Source organism: Janthinobacterium agaricidamnosum (assembly GCF_003667705.1).
GTDB lineage: Bacteria > Pseudomonadota > Gammaproteobacteria > Burkholderiales > Burkholderiaceae_D > Janthinobacterium.
The window spans coordinates 2126099-2143281 of record NZ_CP033019.1 but is presented as its reverse complement, the minus strand read 5'-3'; the positions used below and the strand labels follow the sequence as shown (position 1 = coordinate 2143281).

Genomic DNA, 17183 nt, shown 5'->3' with positions numbered 1-17183 from the left:
GCGCTCCGGCCGCCCAGCAAGTACGAGGATACTATCAAAGCTCATGCCCGACGCGCTTGCGCAAGAAAAAAAGCGCGCAGGATGGTTGCACTGGAAAACACCGGGTGCCTAGCCCCCCTGCAGCGCCCCGGCCAGGAAGTCGCAAAAGGCGCGCACCTTTTCCTGCACGTGGCGTCCGTCGGGCGTCAAGGCATACACGCCGCGCCTGGCCATGCCGTGCGACGACAGCACGCGCACCAGGGCGCCGCTGGCCAGCAGCGGCGCGGCGACGAACGACGGCAGCGCCCCCACACCGATGCCCGCCACCAGCATATCGGCCAGCAGCAGGCTGCTGTCGGCGGAAAAGCGCACGGGCAGCACGATGCTGCTCGGCCCCTCCGGGCCGGCCAGCTGCCAGACGCCGGGACTGTCGGCCAGGCGGTAAGCGAGGCAGTCGTGGCCGTGCAAGTCCTGCGCCTGGCGCGGCGTGCCGCGCCGCGCCAGGTAGGCCGGCGCTGCGCAAATCATCTGCTCGACGTCGCCCAGGCGGCGCGCCACCAGGGACGAATCGGCCAGCGCGGCGCGGATGCGCAGCGACACGTCATAGCCCTCGCCCACCACGTCGCGCAGGCGGTCATCCAGGGTCATCTCGATCTTGACGTCCGGATAACGGGCCATGAAGTCCGGCAGCAAGGGCGACAGCACCTTCAGGCCGAACGACAGCGGCGCATTCACGCGCAGCCGCCCCGCCACCTTGCCGGTACAGCCGCGCGTGGCCAGTTCCAGCGCATCGACCTCGTCGAGCAGGCGGCAGCATTCGAGATAGTAGGCACGCCCGCCGTCCGACAAGCTCATGCGCCGCGTCGTGCGCACCAGCAGCAGTGTGCCCAGGCGCGCTTCGAGCTGGCGCACCTGCTTGCTGATGGCCGCCGCCGACTGATTCAAATCCAGCGCCGCCTTGCTGAAGCTGTCGCGCTCGACCACCTTGCGAAACACGCGCATGTGCGCCAGGACATCCATCATTATTTCCCTACAGTTGAATATCTTATTATTTTATCGCTGATTATCATTGAAATGAAAAACAATATGATGGCGGCTTCTTTATTCATGTCACACAAGGAGTACCCCATGTTCAAACCATCCGCCACCCTGACTGCCCTGCTGCTGGCCCTGCTCGGAGGGACAGTGCAGGCCGCCCTGCCCGAAGTGGGCATCAGCCCCTGGGGCCCGAAAGACGAGATCGGCCGCCTGAACCTGATGACGCCGGCCTCGCGTGCCGCCATCCTGGCGCGCATCGACGGCGGCAAGAGCTATGATCTGGCCGTCGATTTCTATATCGGCATGCCCAGCTGGCAGGCGGCCGGCGACCCGCCCTACCAGATGTGGATGACGCACACGCCGAAAGGCAACGTGGTGGCCGATTCCATGCAGGTGGGCGAACAGATGAACCGCCACGTCAGCTACACGGGCTCGGCCGTGTCCATGTATGCGCACATGGGCACGCATATCGACGCCCTGAACCACTTCGGCCTGAACGGCAAGATCTGGAATGGCTTTACGGAGGAACAATACCTGGGCGACCGGGGCTGGACCGTGACGGGCGCGGAGAAATTGCCGCCGATCGTGGCGCGCGGCGTGCTGATCGACGTGGCCGTGGCCAAGGGTCTCAAACAACTGCCCGATAATTACCGGGTGACGCGGCAAGACTTGCGCGCGGCGCTGGCGCAACAGAAGGTCACGCTGGAAAAGGGCGACGTGGTGCTGATACGCACGGGCCGCATGCAGCATTATGAGCAGGCGCACACCTACATGGCCAATCCGCCGGGCCTGTCGCTCGATGCGGCGAAATTCCTCGTGGAAGATGGCGGCGCCATGGTGGTGGGCGCGGACAACCTCAGTTTCGAGGCGTTTCCGTCCGAAGTGGCGAACAATTACCTGCCCGTGCACACCTATCTGCTGGCGCAGCAGGGCACGCCCATCCTGGAACTGGTCGACCTGGAAGCGCTGTCGCGCGACAAGGTGTACCAGTTCGCCTTCATCGGCGCCTCGTTGAAATTCCGTGGCGGCGACGCGGCGCCCATCCGTCCCGTGGCCCTGCCGATCCGCTAGGCGCGGACAGGCTCAGACGCAGGCGGCGTGCAAGGCACCATGCTCATCCCAGGCATCGGCGCAGCGCACCACATCGCCCACGACGATGATGCTGGGGCTGCCCAGGCCGCTGGCCTGCAGGTCGTCGGGCAGCTCCTGCAAAGTGCTCAGCAACTGGCGCTGGGCCGGCAGGCTGGCCGATTGCACCACGGCCACGGGCGTGCCGGGCGCCATGCCGCCGGCCAGCAAGCCGGCCTGGATGGCCGTCACCCTGGCCACACCCATGTAGATGACGAGGGTGAGCTTGCTCTGCGCCAGGGCCGCCCAGTTCGGCTCCGAGGCGCTATCCTTGCCGTGGCCCGTGACGAAGATGGCGCCCTGGCTCCAGGCGCGATGCGTGAGCGGCACACCGATGCCGGACGGCGCGGCCAGGCCGCTGCTGATGCCGGGGATCACCTCGACGGCCACGCCGTGCCTGCGCAAATAAGCGCGCTCTTCGCCGCCGCGCCCGAACAGATAGGGGTCGCCCCCTTTCAGCCGCACCACGTGCAGGCCGGCGCGCGCTTCGGCCAGCATCAGCCGTTCGATGAACGCTTGCGGCGTGGAGGCGCAGCCGCCCCGCTTGCCCACCTCGACCACGCGCACGCCTTGTGCCGCATGGGCAAGGACGGCCGGATTGACGAGGTCGTCGATCAGCACCACGTCTGCCCGCGCGATGGCCTTTACTGCCTTGATCGTCAACAGGTCCGGGTCGCCGGGACCGGCGCCGACCAGTGTCACACTTCCACATTGCGCCATGATGCACTCTCCAGTCAGAAAAAATGGCCGATGGCAAACGATGCCGCGTACGCTTCCGGCGCGCTGCCGTCCCACACGACGCCGTCGCACAGGGTCGAGCTGCGCATGGGGGCTTTTGGTACGGTCGTGGCCGTCATCTCCGCCGCCTGGCGGTACAGGTCGATGCGGTTGACTTGCCTTGCCACCGCCAGATAATCGGGTTCATCGCGCAGCAAGCCCCAGCGCCGGTGCTGGGTCATGAACCACATGCCGTCGGACAGATACGGGAAATTGACGGCGCCATCGCCGTAGAACTTCAAACCGTGCGCCTCGTCCCAGGTCTTGCCCAGGCCATCCTGGTAATGGCCGAGAATGCGCGGCGCCAGCGTTTCCTGAGGCGTGTTCAGGTAAGCGGGCTCGGCCAGAGTGGCCGCCATGGCCAGCCGGTTGGTATCGCTGGCATCGATCCAGCGTCCCGCCTCGAGCACGGCGGCGATGAGGGCGCGGCAGCTGTTCGGATGCTGCTGCGCAAACGCGGCGCTGGTGCCCAGCACCTTGCCCGGATGGTCGGGCCAGATGGCGCCGCTGGCGGCTGCCGTCACGCCCACGCCATCGACGATGGCCTTGTAGCCCCACGGTTCGCCCGCGCAAAAGCCGTCCATCTGGCCGGCGCGCAAGGCGGCCACCATCTGCGACGGCGGCACCGTCATCACGCGCGCGTCGCGCAGCGGATCGATGCCATGCGCGGCCAGCCAGTATTGCAGCAGTATCGCGTGGTTACCGGTCGGAAAAGTATGCGCGAACGCAAACGGCCGCGCCGTGGCGCGCATATGCCGCGCCAGGGTGGGACCATCGTGGGCGCCCTCGCGCGCCAGCGCCGCCGACACGGTGACAGCCTGACCGCTGTGATTGAGATTCATCAGCACGGCCATGTCGCGCTGCTGCCCGCCGATGCCCATCTGCACGCCATATACGAGACCATACAACACGTGGGCCGCGTCGAGTTCTCCACTGTTCAGTTTGTCGCGCACGCCGGCCCACGACATCTCGCGGCTCAGTTCGATCTTGATGCCGTATTTCTCATCGAGACCCAGCTTCGACGCCATCACCAGCGAGGCGCAATCGGTCAGCGGCAGGTAGCCGATGCGTATCGTCTGTCTTTCCGGCTGCAGGGTCCGCATCACCTGGGCACTGTCTGCCATTTTCTCTGTCATACCATTCCTTGCCGATAAATACTGTTTTGCCGTGCCACCGTGGGCAAGGCTCTCACCTTCCAGCAGCAAGGAGCGTGCCCGTACCTGCCCGCTTCATGGCGGCTGGAAACGCACCGCAATGGTGCGCTGCACCAGCATGTGTCAGGAAATGGACGATTCATCCCAACAAGTCCTCCACGTCGAGGATGCGCTGGGCAATCTCTGCCAGCTTGAGTTTCTTGTTCATGGCCATGCTGCGCAAGCGCTGGTAAGCCTGGTCTTCCGTCAAGCCGTGATGCGTCATCAGCAGGCCCTTGGCCCGTTCGATCACCTTGCGCTCAAGCAGCTTGTGCCGCGTGTCGAGCAATTCGGCGCGCAATTTTTCTTCCTGGCGAAAGCGTGCGAGCGCCACGTTCAGCACGGGCAAGATGCGCTCGGCATGCAAGCCGGCCACGATGTAGGCGGAGACGCCGGCCGCCATGGCCGCGTCGATGCTGGCCGTGGCGCCGTCTTCCGTAAATAATACGATGGGGCGGCGCTCGTCGCGCGTGGCGATGACGATGTGCTCGAGCACGTCGCGCGCATCCGATTCCGCGTCAATGATGATGAGGTCAGGCTGCAGTTGGGCGATGCGTTCAGGAAGGTAGAGGTCGGCTGGCAGGGAGGCGACGATGTCGTAGCCCGATTCCAGCAAGCCGATGCGCAAGGCATTGCCGCGCTGCACTTGGGCAGCCAAGGCCGCATTCTCGTGCACGCCGTGCTCGACAATAGTGTTGACGACGACGATGCGCAAAGGCTGGGTACGGCTGGACGTCATGGGAGCGATCTGCAATGGCTAAACACAACCATTGCAGTAAGCAAGAAGCGAACCAGCCGGTTTTACAGCGGAATTACTTCAGGGTCGGCATGGCAAACTCCGCGCCGGCCGCCGTCGAGGCCGGCCAGCGCTGCGTCACCGCCTTCTGCTTCGTGTAGAAACGCACCGCTTCGGGGCCGTGCGCATGGTGGTCGCCGAACAGGCTGCGCTTCCAGCCGCCGAAGCTGTGGAAGGCCATCGGCACGGGGATCGGCACGTTGACTCCGACCATGCCGACCTGCACCCGGTGCGTGTATTCGCGCGCCGTGTTGCCGTCGCGCGTGTAGATGGCCGTGCCGTTGCCGTATTCATGCGCATTGACCAGGTCCAGCGCCGCCGTGAAATCGGGTACGCGCACGATGCAGAGGACGGGCCCGAAGATTTCCTCCTTGTAGATCGTCATCTCGGGCGTGACGTGGTCGAACAGGCTGCCGCCGAGGAAAAAGCCCTGCTCATGGCCTGGCAGGACAAAACCGCGCCCGTCGCAGATAAGCTTGGCGCCTTCCTTGACCCCCGTGGCGATATAGCCGGCGATCTTCTCCTTGTGCACCTGCGTGACGACCGGCCCCATTTCGGCCGACAGATCCATGCCTTGCGTGATCTTTAATGCCGCGATGCGCGGCACCAGGGCTTCCACCAACTGGTCCGCCACATTGCCGACCGCCACGACGACGGAAATGGCCATGCAGCGCTCGCCGGCCGAACCAAACGCGGCGCCCATCAGGGCATCGACCGTCTGGGGAATGTCCGCGTCGGGCATGACGACCATGTGGTTTTTCGCGCCACCGAGCGCCTGCACGCGCTTGCCCTGCGCGCAGCCCGTCGCATAGATATACTCGGCGATCGGCGTGGAACCGACGAAGCTGACGGCGCGCACGTCCGGGTGGTGCAGCAAGCCATCGACGGCTTCTTTATCGCCCTGCACGACGTTGAAGACGCCGTCGGGCAAGCCGGCGTCCGTCAGCAGCTGCGCCAGCAGCAGGCTGGCCGACGGGTCGCGTTCCGACGGTTTTAATACAAACGTGTTGCCGCAGGCAATGGCCATCGGGAACATCCACATCGGCACCATCACGGGAAAGTTGAACGGCGTGATGCCGACACAGACGCCGAGCGCCTGGCGGATCGACCAGGCGTCGATGCCGCCGGCCACCTGTTCCGAGTATTCTCCCTTCATCATCTGCGGGATGCCGCAGGCAAACTCCACCACTTCGATGCCGCGCGTCACTTCCCCTTTCGCATCCGTGAAGACCTTGCCGTGCTCGGCCGTGATCAGGGCCGCCAGCTGGTCGGAATGTTCTTCCAGCAACTCCTTGAACTTGAACATGACGCGGGCGCGGCGCAGCGGCGAGGTCTGCGACCAGGCGGGAAACGCCGCATGGGCGGCAGCCACGGCCGCGTTCAGTTCGGCAGGCGTGGCCAGCGCCACCTTGGCCGTCACGGCGCCGGTGGCGGGATTGAAGACGTCGCTCGTGCGCTCGGTGCGCGAAGCCATCGGGTTGCCACCAATAAAGTGGCCGATCATCGGGGTCGTCATTGTCTTGTCCTTGGTTATTTCGTCATCAGCCAGTCATGGGCCGGGTCGTTTTTAAAATGCCACACGCGTTTCGGGCCGGCCATCACGTTCAGGTAATAGCCATCGTAGCCATACGGCACGGTCACGGGGTGGTAGCCGCGCGGCACCATCACCACGTCGTGGTTTTCCACGGCCATGGCTTCATCGATGGAGCGGTCATCCGTGTAGACGCGCTGGTAGGCAAAGCCCTGCTCGGGATGGAGGCGGTGATAATACGTTTCTTCCAGCGAGCTTTCGGTTGGAATATTGTCGCTGTCGTGTTTATGGGGCGGATAGCTCGACGAATGGCCGGACGGCGTGACGACTTCCACCACCAGCAAGCCGTCCGCTGCTTCCGTCTGCGGCAGGATGTCGCACACATAGCGGGTATTCGCACCCTTGCCGCGCACGGAACGCGTCATGCTGGAAGGTTCGATCAGGCGCGCCGGGCGGTGCGTCGTGGCCGGGGCGCTGCACAAGGCCACCTCGGCGGCGCTCACGGCCGTGATACGCACCGTGGTTTCCAGCGGCACATACACGGCATAGGGCGAGACGTCCTCGAAGACGCTGGCGCGCTTGCCGATGGCTTCCCAGACGTGATCGCCCGCCCGCACCGTGACCGTGCCCGTCAGCACGACGAGGCACAGCTCGCGGCGGCCCGTCTCCAGGCTGATGTGTTCGCCGGCTTGCAACCTGTGCGCGGCAAAGCCCACGTGCGTCCAGCCGGCCGATGCGGGCGTGACCTCGACGATGGTCTGTCCCTGCCCCGCTTTCACCAGCAGCGGGCTCATGCCGCCTCCCGACCCAGGCGGGGGATGGCGTCGACCAGGCGTGCCAGGTAATCGTGGCCCATCTTCGCGTATGCGTAGCTGGGCGCGACGGCCGGGTCTTGCTCCGCCTCCACCACCAGCCAGCCCGCATAGCCGTGCAGATATAACCGCGTCAAAATGGCCGGGAAGTCGATGCAGCCGTCGCCCGGCACGCTGAAGGCGCCATTGATGACGGCCTGCAAAAAACTCCAGTGGCCATTGCGGGCCAGTTTCACCACGTTCGGGCGCACGTCCTTGCAATGCACGTGGCAAATCCTGTCGATATGTTTATTGAGTACCGCCAGCGCGTCGCCGCCGGCAAAGGTGATATGACCCGTATCAAACAACAAGCCCACTTCCGGCCCCGTCAGGGCCATCAATTGGTCCACGTCGGCCGGCGTTTCCACGTAGGCGCCCATGTGGTGGTGGTAGGCCAGGCGCACGCCGTGCGCCAGCAGGTGGGCGGCAAAGGCCGTGAGTTTATCGGCGTAGTCCTGCCATTGCTGGGCGGACTGGAAACGCGGGCGTTTATACAAGGGACGCGCTTCGCCCTGGATGGCGTCGGCCACTTCGCCGTAGACCATGACGGTGGCGCCGCTGTCGGCAAGTAAACGTAAATGCGGGCCAACAGAAGCGATCTCTTCTTCCACCGAGCGGTGCGCCAGGCGGCCCGAATACCAGCCGGAGACGCACGCCAGGCCATATTTGCCCAGCACGGCGTTCAGAGACGGGGCATCCTTGGGAAACTTGTTGCCCAGTTCAAAACCCACATAGCCGATCTCGGCGCCTTCCTTCAGCGCCGTTTCCAGCGGCGTTTCGCCGCCCAGGCTGGGTAAATCGTCGTTCATCCACGAGATCGGGTTGATGCCGATACGTACATTCCAGGTAGTCATTTCAATTCCTTTGTTTCAGGCGATCGTTTTCATAACGGGCACGCGCAGCTTGCACGCCGGCTTGCGTGGAGACCTCGGGCACGGCCACTTCCCACCAGCAACCACCCTCTTCTGTCGTGCGCGTGTCGTCCGTGTCGATGCAGATCAGATACGTGCGTGAAGCTGCCCGGGCGCGCAGCATGGCCTGTTCGAGTTCGGCAATCGAACCCACATGTTCGGACAGCGCGCCCAGGGATTGCGCATGCAGGGCGAAGTCGATGCGCGGTGCGCTGTCGGGCAACATATTGTTGAACGAGGCATTGCCGCAGGCCTGCTGCAATCGGTTGATGCAGCCGTAGCCCCGGTTGTCGAGCACGACGATGATGAGTTTTTTGTCCAGCATGACGGAGGTGGCGATTTCCGAATTCATCATCAGATAGCTGCCGTCGCCCACCATGACGATGACTTCGGCATCAGGCTTGGCCATCTTGACGCCGAGGCCGCCGGCGATCTCATAGCCCATGCACGAGTAGCCGTATTCCATGTGGTAGCCGCCCGGCGTGGACGTTCTCCACAGTTTATGCAGCTCGGCCGGCAAGGTACCGGCCGCGCAGACGACGATGTCGCGCACAGTAGAATCCGGTGCGGAACGCTGCACGGCGCCGATGACTTCGCCGTCGTACGGCAAGCCGGCGACCTCGCGTTTGCCGGTAATGGCCAGCACGGTGGCGCGCCAGGCATTCCCTGCCTGCTGCGCCCGGTCCAGCCACTGGCCCGCGCTATTCCAGTGCGCCAGCCTTTGCGACAAGCCCTGCAAACCCAGGGTCGCGTCCGCTTGTACACCCAGGCCGCGGCGTTTCAGCGCATCAAAGCTGTTGACGTTCAGGCTGAGCAGCTGCGCCTGCGCAAACAGGGAGTTCGACCCTGTCGTGAAATCCTGCAGGCGCGTGCCGACGGCCAGCACCACGTCCGCCTGCGCCGCCAGGCTGTTGGCGGCCGGCGAACCGGTGACGCCGATGGCGCCCAGCTGCAAAGGGTGGTCCCACGGCAAGCTGCTCTTGCCCGCCTGGGTCTCCGCCACGGGTATGCCATGGCGTTCGGCAAACGCCTGCAAGGCGGCGCCGGCCTGGCCGTACAGCACGCCGCCGCCGGCGATGATCAGCGGCTGCTTCGCATTTTTCAATAGCAACGCGGCCTCTTCCAGCTCCTGCTCGACGGGCGGCACGGCGCGGAAACGCACGACTCTCGGTTCAAAGAAATCCACGGGATAGTCATGCGCCATCGTCTGCACGTCTTGCGGCAGGGACAAGGTGACGGGGCCGCAGGCGGCCGCGTCCGTCAAGGCGGCGATCGCGCGCGGCAAGGCCGTGAGCAATTGTTCCGGATACACGATGCGGTCAAAGTAGCGCGACAGCGGTTTGAAGGCATCGTTGACCGACACGCTGCCATCCGTGCCGTCTTCCAGTTGCTGCAGCACCGGGTCGGGCGCGCGCGAAACGAAGACGTCGCCCGGCAGCAAGAGCACGGGCAGGCGGTTGACGTGCGCCAAGGCGGCGGCGGTGAGCAGATTCGTCGCACCCGGACCGATGGAGCTGGTCACCGCCATCATGCGCCGGCGCATGTGCGCTTTCGCATAGGCGATGGCCGCATGCGCCATCGCCTGTTCATTGTGGGCGCGGTAGGTGGGAAATTGCTCGCGGTACTGGTACAGCGCCTCGCCCAGGCCCGCCACGTTGCCGTGGCCAAAGATGGCGAAGGCGCCGCCGAACAAAGGCTGACCATCCTCGGTACGCAATACCGACAGATAGCGCACCAGCGCCTGCGCCATGGTCAATCTGATCGTGGCGCTCATGCCGCACGCTCCAGGCGGTTGCGCGTGCGTTGCCACAAGCTGATCAGCTGCTCGAAATTGGCGCGCACGGCGGCGATCAGGCCCGCATCGTCGAGTTCGCCGGCCAGCCAGCGGCGGCTCGGTTCCTGGAAGATGGTGCGGCCCACCATGAAGCCGCGGCAGGTGGTGCTGGCACTGGCCTGCTCAAAACTGTCGGCCAGGGCGGCGATGGGCGCGTTCAAGCCCAGCAAGACGACGCCACGGCAATACGGATCGCGCTCATGCACGAGGGCATCGATGGCTTGCCATTGCTGGGCGGACATGCTTTCCAGTTTCCACCATTCCGGGTAGATGCCGAGGTTGTACAGGCGCTTGACGGCGCGCAAGACGGTATCGTCACTGTGCGGCAAGGCTTCCGACGGTATGACTTCGAGCAACAGTTCGTGACCGCTCACTTGCGCCGCATCGTACAGGGCCTTGATCTGCGCTTCCTGTTCCAGGCGGTTTTCCACGGCGTCATCCGGATGCAGCTGCACCAGGCACTTGATCACGTGCTCTTTCGGCCAGCTGAGCAGGTGTGAACCGATGGAGCGGCCCCAGTCGAATTGCAGCGGGTTCGATCCCGGCAATTCCACGGGACGGCCTATCCACCAGCCGCGCCCCGTCGCATCGTTGAGCGCGTCGACGCCATAGCGGCCATCGATCAGCACGCCTGTCTTGCCGGCCAGTTGCAAGGCCGTTTCCGTTTGCGCCACGGCTTGCACCATCAATTGCTTCAAGGCCGCAATGGCTGCTTCGGGCGCGCCGGTTTGTTGCGCCAGCTCAAAAAATTGCGTGCGGTGGTCGAACGCAAACACGCACAGCTCGTTCCACTGCGGGCGCGCCACCGTCGTGCGGTGCAGGCGCGACAAGGTCGCATCCTGGTCCGGCTGCGTGAGCTTTGCCGCATTAGCCAGGAAATAGTCGAGCTCGACGGGCGACGGCATGGCCGGCGCGCAGCCGTGGCGCGACACGACGAGGGCGCCGCAGCCGTTCGCGTAGCGGCAGCATGCCTCGTAATCCTCGCCGCGCAGCCAGCCTTTCAGGAAACCGGAAAGAAAAGCGTCGCCCGCGCCGAGCACGTTCAAGACTTCGACGCGCACGCCGCGGTAGTTATACGCGTCATCGAGGCTGGCCGGCACCACATTGTCGATGACGGCGCTGCCCAGCGGCCCACGCTTGACGACGAGGGTGGCCAGGGTGGCGGCCCGCACGGCGCGCAGGGACGCCATGATGTCGGCACCGCCGCCGGCGATCATGAATTCCTCTTCCGTGCCGACGATCAGGTCGAACTGCGGCAGGATCGCCTGCAGATGTTTGGTGACGCCGTCGTTCGAGACGAACCGCGTTTCGCCATCGGCCTTGCCCGACAAACCCCACAGCACGGGCCGGTAATCGATGTCGAGCACGGTGCGCACGTTGTTCGCGCGGGCCAGTTTCAAGGCTTGCGTGCTGACGGCGTGCATGGCGCTAGTCGAGAAATGCGTGCCCGTGATTAATAAGGCTTTGCTCGACGCAATGAAGGCCGCATCCACCGACGATGCGTCGATGGCCATGTCGGCGCAATTTTCGCGATAAAAGATCAGCGGGAAGGTGTTCTTGTCCTTGATGCCCAGCATGACGAGGGCCGTGAGCCGGTCGCGGTCGATACCGACGTGGCTGACGTCGCAACCCTCCTGCGCCAAGGTATCGGTGAGGAAACGGCCCATGTGGTCGTCGCCCACCTTCGACAGCATGGCCGACTTCAAGCCCAGCCGGGCCGTGCCGAAGGCGATGTTCGCCGACGAGCCGCCCAGGTATTTGGCAAAGCTCGTCGCATCTTCCAGGGGGCTGCCGATCTGCTGCGCGTACAGGTCCACCGCCAGGCGGCCCAGGCAGATCACGTCGAGCGCGCGGCCCTGGGCAAATTGTGTGGAATTATTCATGGCTATCCTTAAATCGTGACACCGTCGAGTTCACTCATCAGCGTTTGCATTTCCGCACCGCCCGCCATCATGTCCAGCAAGGCATCCTTGCTTACCGTATCCTTGGTAAAGGTGCCCAGCGACTTGCCCCGGTTCAACAACGTGAACGAGTCGCCGACCGGATACGCATGGTGCACATTATGCGTAATAAAGATCACGGAAATGCCGCGCTCGCGCGCCTTGTAAATCAGTTTCAGCACATTGAACGATTGTTTCACGCCCAGGGCGGCCGTCGGTTCATCGAGGATCAGCACGCGGGCGCCGAAGTGGATGGCGCGGGCGATGGCCAGGCACTGCTTTTCGCCGCCCGACATGGTGCCGATGGCCTGGTGCGGGTCGCGCACCATGATGCCCATCTCGGCCAGCTTGTCGCGCGCCGTCTCGGCCGCATAGTCGATATCCATCACGGGCACCAGGCCCAGCAGCTTTTTCATCGGCTCGCGGCCCATGAAGAAATTGCGCGCCACGGACAACAGCGGCACCAGCGCCAGATCCTGGTAGACGGTGGCCACGCCCATGTCCAGCGCTTCGCTGGGCGAATTGAAGACGACGGGCTTGCCATCGACCAGGTATTGGCCATCGGTGGGCTTGTGCACGCCGGCCAGGGTCTTGATCAGGGTGGACTTGCCGGCGCCGTTGTCGCCCAGCAAACAATGAACCTCCCCCTCGCGCAACCGCATGGTGATGTTTTGCAAGGCCAGCACGGAGCCGAAGCGCTTGCTGACATTTTCCAGGGCAAGAATATATTCGCTCATGATTTATCTCGCTTCCGTGACGCGTGAGCGTACAAAGTTATTGAACAGCACCGCGATCAGCAGCATCACGCCGAGGAATACGCGGAACCAGTCCGAATTGATGTTGGTATAAGTGATGCCGATCTGCACTACGCCGAAGATCAGCGCGCCGAAGCAGGCGCCGACGACGGAACCGTAGCCGCCCGTCAGCAAGGCGCCGCCGATGACGGCCGCGATGATGGCTTCGAATTCCTTTTGCATGCCGCGGTCGGCGGCGGCCGAACCCACGTCGCAGACTTGCAAGGTGGCAAACAGGCAGGCGCAGAAGGCCGTGAAGACGAACAGGGAAATCTTGACCTTGCGCACCGGCACGCCCACATTCTTGGCTGCATTGGCGTCGCCGCCCACGGCAAACATCCAGTTGCCGAAACGGGTACGCGACAAGACGAATGCGGCGCCGGCGGCCAGCACCAGCCACCAGGCGATGACTTTCGGCACGCCTTTCACCAGCGGCGAGCCGTCGTCGAGCACGGCGATCCAGCCATGCGCGCCCATCCACTGGAACAGGCCGGTGGCGACGTTGCCGTGGAACAGCAGGCTGGCCAGCCAGTCTTGCGCCGCCAGGTCGCCCACGCCGCTGACGATGGTGCGGTTGGCGAACATGATCGACAGGGCCAGGGTCAGGCCGCGCAGGATGAACAGGAATGCCAGGGTCACGATGAACGATGGCAAGCGCGTCTTGATGACGATATAGCCGTTGAGCCAGCCCAGCGCCATGGAACCGGCGAAGGCGAACAGGATCGCGGCCCACAATGGCCAGTGGAAATAAATCGTCGGGATGGCGATCATCATGCCGGCAAAGCCGATCATGGAGCCGATCGACAGGTCGAATTCACCGGCGATCATCAACAGGCAGGCGCCGATGGCGATGATGCCCAGGTAGGACGCCACTTGCATCCAGTTGACGACGCCATCGAGGTTGAACATGCCGGAATCGCCGGCCGTGATGACGAAGAAGGCAAACACGAGCACCGCGCCGGAAATCGAGGCGAACTCGGGGCGGCCGAAAAACCGTTTGACCCAGCTGGTCGTGCCCACGCGCTCGTCGGCGGCGGCAACTGGCTTGCTGGAGGCGCCGGGAGGCGGAGGAGGATTCATGCCGGGGCTAGCCAGGCTGGATTTGAGCGCAGTCATACGAATTCCTTTCAGTGATACTTGTTACCAATTCCGATTACTTTCCTGCCAGCATCGCTGGCGCCAGGCGTGTTCCTCCCATGCGCCGCCCGCGGGAGGCGGTGCGGCGCTGGGCAACTCCTGGTGGCGACTGTGTGGATTAGCGGTATTGACCGGCGTATTTTTCGACCTTGGCGATGTTTTCCTTGGTCACGAAACCGGGGCCGGAGCTGATGTGGCGCGGGCCGTAGATGGGCGTCAGGCCGTATTCGGCCAGGCGCGCCTGGTATTTCGGATTGGCGATCAGGATTTCCTTGACCTTGGCCAGGTCAGTGATTTTTTGCTGTTTCATGATGGCCATCACGGCAACGGGAATGTAGCCTTGCAGGTAGGGCTGCTGGTCGATGGCGAACTGGATGCTGCCATCCTTGATGCCCTTGGCGATTTCTTCCGACAAATCGAAGCTGGCGAAGTACATCTTGCCTTTCAGACCCAGCTTTTCGACGGCGCGCATGGCGGCCGGCGCCGAATCCGGTCCCAGCGCCAGCACGGCCTGGGTCTTCGGATTGCTGCGCAGATAGGCGCTGACCTTGCTTTCGATCACGCCTGGGTCGACGCCATTGGTGTCGAGCGTGGACGATTTGAAATCGACGCCGAGCGCATCGGCAAAACCGCGGCAGCGTTCGAACGACGACGCATTCATCGCATAGTGATTCACGCACACGAACGATTTGATGCCCGCTTCCTTGGCGCGCTTGCCGGCGCCCAGGCCCGCGTCATACTCGGGCTGGCCCACGTGCATGATGGCTTTCAACTGTTCGCTTTGCGCCAGGGTGCCTGAATTGATGGTCACGAGCATGATTTTCTTCGCCACGACCGTGCCCAGCGGTTTTTGCAGCACGCTGAAGTCGGCGATGTCGGCGATCAAGCCATCATAGTTGCGCGCGGCCGACTGCTCGATCAGGCGCGCCATGTCGGCCAGGTCGCCATTCGGCGGATTGCGGTAGTCGACGGACACGTTGAAATCTTCACCGGCTTGCTTGATGGCGTTCTTGATGGTATTCCACCAGGAATCGGAGTCCGGCGCATGGCTGACCATGACGAATTTCTCGCCGGCAGCATGGCTGGCGCCCGTGCTCAAACCCAGGCTCAGGCCCAGGCTGGCGATGGCCAGGCACTTCATCAAACCCTTGCTTTTATTGCTATGCATGAATGTCTCCTAGACGGATTAATTTTTATAGTTGCGAGCTTTTATGAAGGGTGTCACCGGCCTGGCCTTGCGGCACGCGAACCGATGCACTGCGCACAGCTTAGGCCACAAAAAAGACAAATGCAATAAAATTTTCAAAATAAATTTAAATAGAAATTCGTTTCTATTTTTAAGATTCCCTCCTATAATTCTCGCCAGAACCAGCCGAACGGAATTGATACGTCATCGCGGCCCAGCAAGCACACCGAGGAAAAAAATCATGGCAGCCACCGCCCCCATCGAACAGCTGATGCAGCACATTGCCGCCGAGTACGACAACCTGTCGCGCCAGTTGAAAGTCATCGCGCAATACATTGAAAAGCACCGGGCCAGCCTGATGCTCGAGCGCATCAGCGACATCGCTGCCGCCTGCGATGTGCAGCCGTCGGCCATCGTGCGTTTCGCGCAGCGCTTCGGCTACACGGGCTTTTCCGAAATGCAAGATGTGTTCCGCCAGGCTTATACGGACCAGGCCGGCGCCACGCCCGACTACCAGCAGCGCATCCGCAAGCTCATTTCCACGCGCGACGCCGCCCTCAGCGCGGGCGACTTGACGCGCGAGTTCGTCGGCGCCAGCCGCGCCGGCCTCGACGACCTGGCAGCCGGACTCGACGACGCGCAACTGGAAGCGGCCGTCAACCTGCTGCTCAAGGCGGAAAACATCTATGTGATCGGCGTGCGCCGGTCCTTCCCGATCGCCTCCTACATCGCCTACGCGCTGGAACACACGGACAAGCGCGTGCACCTGATTAGCGGACTGGGCGGCATGCACCGCGAACAGATGCGCAGCGTGCGCGAACGCGATGTGGCGATCGCCATCAGTTTCTCGCCTTACGGCAAGGAAACCCAGCAGTGCATCAAGGCGGCGCAGGACAAGGGCGCCAAGGTTCTCGTGATTACCGACAGCAAACTGGCGCCGCTCGCGCGGGCCGCCGACGCGTTGTTGACCGTCACCGAGGGCAGCGCCTTCGCCTTCCGCTCGCTGACCAGCACCATCTGCCTGTGCCAGGCGCTGTTCATCGCGCTGGCCTACAAATTAGAGCTCGACATCGAAGAAATCCACACCCCAGGAGAACATGATGATTGAAGTAGCGTTGTTCGGCGCCGGACGCATCGGCAAAATCCACGCGGCCAACCTGGCTGCCCAGCCCGGCGTACAGTTCAAGTACGTGGTCGACGTCAACCAGGAAGCGGCGGCCGCGCTGGCCGGCCTGCATGGCGGCAGCAGCGCGACTGTCGAGGCGGCATTGGCCGACCCGGCCATCAAGGCCGTCGTCATCGCCTCGAGCACGGACACGCACGCGGACCTGATCCTGCGCTCGGCCGCTGCCGGCAAGGCCATCTTTTGCGAAAAGCCCGTCGATCTGACCATCGACCGGGCACGCGCCTGCGCCGCTGCCGTCAAGGAAGCCAAGGTGCTGTGCATGCTGGGCTTCCAGCGCCGGTACGACCCCACCTTCCATGCCGTCAAGACACGGATTGAAGCGGGAGAAATCGGCACGCCGGAATTGCTGGTCGTCACCAGCCGCGATCCCGGTCCGCCGCCCGTGAGCTACATCAAGGTGTCGGGCGGCATCTTCAAGGATATGCTGATCCACGATTTCGACATCTTCCGCTGGATACTCGACGATGAAGCCGTCAGCGTGCACGCCACGGGCAGCTGCCTCGTCGATCCTGCCATCGGCGAGGCGGGCGACCTCGATACGGCCGTCGTCACCATCCGCACGGCCAAGGGCCGCTTGTGCCAGATCAATGCCTCGCGCCGCGCCGCCTACGGCTACGACCAGCGCTTCGAAGTGCTGGGCAGCGCCGGCATGCTGCAGGCGGGCAACCACAAGCCGACGGAAGTGACGGCCTATGGCTCGGTGAACGTCAGCGTGGACAAGCCGGAAGATTTCTTCCTGGAACGCTACCGCGTGGCTTACGCGCAGGAAATGGCGCACTTCTTTGACGCCCTCACCCACGGCACGCCGCTGCGCACCACCGTCCACGATGGCTTGAAGGCACTGGAACTGGCCGAGGCGGCAACGCTGTCGTGGCGCGAACAGCGCGTCGTCACTGTATAAA

Annotated in this window: 15 protein-coding genes; 3 read left to right on the top strand and 12 right to left on the bottom strand. The window is 63.6% G+C overall.

The window, feature by feature from the left end; translation table 11 throughout:
• Positions 1–108 precede the first annotated feature (108 nt).
• Positions 109–999 carry a LysR family transcriptional regulator gene (locus D9M09_RS09870; RefSeq protein WP_121671033.1) on the bottom strand — a complete coding sequence of 297 codons (891 nt, stop codon included), beginning with the start codon at positions 997–999 and terminating at the stop codon, positions 109–111.
• A 108-nt stretch (positions 1000–1107) separates the two neighbouring features.
• Between D9M09_RS09870 and D9M09_RS09865 the strand changes: the two genes are divergently transcribed.
• Entirely contained in the window at positions 1108–2088 is a 981-nt protein-coding gene (locus D9M09_RS09865; RefSeq protein WP_099411560.1) for a cyclase family protein, read from the top strand.
• 12 nt (positions 2089–2100) lie between these two features.
• On the opposite strand, the gene cobA is transcribed toward D9M09_RS09865, so the two are convergent.
• The 11 genes from cobA to D9M09_RS09810 form a co-directional block, all read right to left on the bottom strand.
• Positions 2101–2865: a uroporphyrinogen-III C-methyltransferase gene (cobA, locus tag D9M09_RS09860; RefSeq protein ID WP_121669177.1), complete on the bottom strand. Its 765-nt coding sequence runs from the start codon at positions 2863–2865 to the stop codon at positions 2101–2103.
• Positions 2866–2879: 14 nt separating this feature from the next.
• The gene (locus D9M09_RS09855; protein ID WP_121669176.1) at positions 2880–4058 is read right to left on the bottom strand and encodes a CmpA/NrtA family ABC transporter substrate-binding protein; all 1179 of its coding nucleotides are present in this window, start codon (positions 4056–4058) and stop codon (positions 2880–2882) included.
• A 157-nt stretch (positions 4059–4215) separates the two neighbouring features.
• Positions 4216–4854, bottom strand: a complete 639-nt coding sequence (locus D9M09_RS09850; RefSeq protein ID WP_070291249.1) for an ANTAR domain-containing response regulator — start codon at positions 4852–4854, stop codon at positions 4216–4218.
• A gap of 73 nt (positions 4855–4927) precedes the next feature.
• Positions 4928–6427 carry a CoA-acylating methylmalonate-semialdehyde dehydrogenase gene (locus tag D9M09_RS09845; protein WP_121669175.1) on the bottom strand — a complete coding sequence of 500 codons (1500 nt, stop codon included), beginning with the start codon at positions 6425–6427 and terminating at the stop codon, positions 4928–4930.
• Positions 6428–6441: 14 nt separating this feature from the next.
• The gene (gene iolB / locus D9M09_RS09840) at positions 6442–7236 is read right to left on the bottom strand and encodes a 5-deoxy-glucuronate isomerase (RefSeq protein ID WP_121669174.1); all 795 of its coding nucleotides are present in this window, start codon (positions 7234–7236) and stop codon (positions 6442–6444) included.
• Positions 7233–8147: a myo-inosose-2 dehydratase gene (gene iolE / locus D9M09_RS09835; protein WP_121669173.1), complete on the bottom strand. Its 915-nt coding sequence runs from the start codon at positions 8145–8147 to the stop codon at positions 7233–7235. The genes iolB and iolE overlap by 4 nt, the downstream gene beginning before the upstream one ends.
• Position 8148: 1 nt before the next feature.
• On the bottom strand, positions 8149–9978 hold the full coding sequence (gene iolD / locus D9M09_RS09830) for a 3D-(3,5/4)-trihydroxycyclohexane-1,2-dione acylhydrolase (decyclizing) (RefSeq protein ID WP_121669172.1): 1830 nt from the start codon (positions 9976–9978) through the stop codon (positions 8149–8151).
• Entirely contained in the window at positions 9975–11921 is a 1947-nt protein-coding gene (locus D9M09_RS09825; protein ID WP_121669171.1) for a bifunctional 5-dehydro-2-deoxygluconokinase/5-dehydro-2-deoxyphosphogluconate aldolase, read from the bottom strand. The genes iolD and D9M09_RS09825 overlap by 4 nt, the downstream gene beginning before the upstream one ends.
• An 8-nt stretch (positions 11922–11929) precedes the next feature.
• Positions 11930–12715, bottom strand: a complete 786-nt coding sequence (locus tag D9M09_RS09820) for an ATP-binding cassette domain-containing protein (protein ID WP_121669170.1) — start codon at positions 12713–12715, stop codon at positions 11930–11932.
• A gap of 3 nt (positions 12716–12718) precedes the next feature.
• A complete protein-coding gene (locus D9M09_RS09815) occupies positions 12719–13852 on the bottom strand; it encodes an ABC transporter permease (protein WP_070218115.1) in 1134 nt (377 codons plus the stop codon).
• Between the two features lie 175 nt (positions 13853–14027).
• Entirely contained in the window at positions 14028–15077 is a 1050-nt protein-coding gene (locus D9M09_RS09810; RefSeq protein ID WP_070290740.1) for a sugar ABC transporter substrate-binding protein, read from the bottom strand.
• A 259-nt stretch (positions 15078–15336) separates the two neighbouring features.
• Here D9M09_RS09810 and D9M09_RS09805 point away from each other — a divergent pair, with 259 nt between their 5' ends.
• Positions 15337–16203 (top strand): MurR/RpiR family transcriptional regulator, encoded by an 867-nt coding sequence (locus tag D9M09_RS09805; RefSeq protein WP_034757651.1) that lies wholly within the window; start codon positions 15337–15339, stop codon positions 16201–16203.
• Positions 16196–17182 (top strand): inositol 2-dehydrogenase, encoded by a 987-nt coding sequence (gene iolG / locus D9M09_RS09800; RefSeq protein ID WP_121669169.1) that lies wholly within the window; start codon positions 16196–16198, stop codon positions 17180–17182. Before D9M09_RS09805 ends, iolG begins: the two co-directional genes overlap by 8 nt.
• The last annotated feature ends 1 nt before the right edge of the window (position 17183 follow it).

What these genes read in the sequence shown, in the direction of transcription:
- D9M09_RS09870 (WP_121671033.1), bottom strand. Translation starts at nt 999, where the DNA reads ATGGATGTCCTGGCGCACATGCGCGTGTTTCGCAAGGTGGTCGAGCGC.
- D9M09_RS09865 (WP_099411560.1), top strand. Translation starts at nt 1,108, where the DNA reads ATGTTCAAACCATCCGCCACCCTGACTGCCCTGCTGCTGGCCCTGCTC.
- cobA (WP_121669177.1), bottom strand. Translation starts at nt 2,865, where the DNA reads ATGGCGCAATGTGGAAGTGTGACACTGGTCGGCGCCGGTCCCGGCGAC.
- D9M09_RS09855 (WP_121669176.1), bottom strand. Translation starts at nt 4,058, where the DNA reads ATGACAGAGAAAATGGCAGACAGTGCCCAGGTGATGCGGACCCTGCAG.
- D9M09_RS09850 (WP_070291249.1), bottom strand. Translation starts at nt 4,854, where the DNA reads ATGACGTCCAGCCGTACCCAGCCTTTGCGCATCGTCGTCGTCAACACT.
- D9M09_RS09845 (WP_121669175.1), bottom strand. Translation starts at nt 6,427, where the DNA reads ATGACGACCCCGATGATCGGCCACTTTATTGGTGGCAACCCGATGGCT.
- iolB (WP_121669174.1), bottom strand. Translation starts at nt 7,236, where the DNA reads ATGAGCCCGCTGCTGGTGAAAGCGGGGCAGGGACAGACCATCGTCGAG.
- iolE (WP_121669173.1), bottom strand. Translation starts at nt 8,147, where the DNA reads ATGACTACCTGGAATGTACGTATCGGCATCAACCCGATCTCGTGGATG.
- iolD (WP_121669172.1), bottom strand. Translation starts at nt 9,978, where the DNA reads ATGAGCGCCACGATCAGATTGACCATGGCGCAGGCGCTGGTGCGCTAT.
- D9M09_RS09825 (WP_121669171.1), bottom strand. Translation starts at nt 11,921, where the DNA reads ATGAATAATTCCACACAATTTGCCCAGGGCCGCGCGCTCGACGTGATC.
- D9M09_RS09820 (WP_121669170.1), bottom strand. Translation starts at nt 12,715, where the DNA reads ATGAGCGAATATATTCTTGCCCTGGAAAATGTCAGCAAGCGCTTCGGC.
- D9M09_RS09815 (WP_070218115.1), bottom strand. Translation starts at nt 13,852, where the DNA reads ATGAATCCTCCTCCGCCTCCCGGCGCCTCCAGCAAGCCAGTTGCCGCC.
- D9M09_RS09810 (WP_070290740.1), bottom strand. Translation starts at nt 15,077, where the DNA reads ATGCATAGCAATAAAAGCAAGGGTTTGATGAAGTGCCTGGCCATCGCC.
- D9M09_RS09805 (WP_034757651.1), top strand. Translation starts at nt 15,337, where the DNA reads ATGGCAGCCACCGCCCCCATCGAACAGCTGATGCAGCACATTGCCGCC.
- iolG (WP_121669169.1), top strand. Translation starts at nt 16,196, where the DNA reads ATGATTGAAGTAGCGTTGTTCGGCGCCGGACGCATCGGCAAAATCCAC.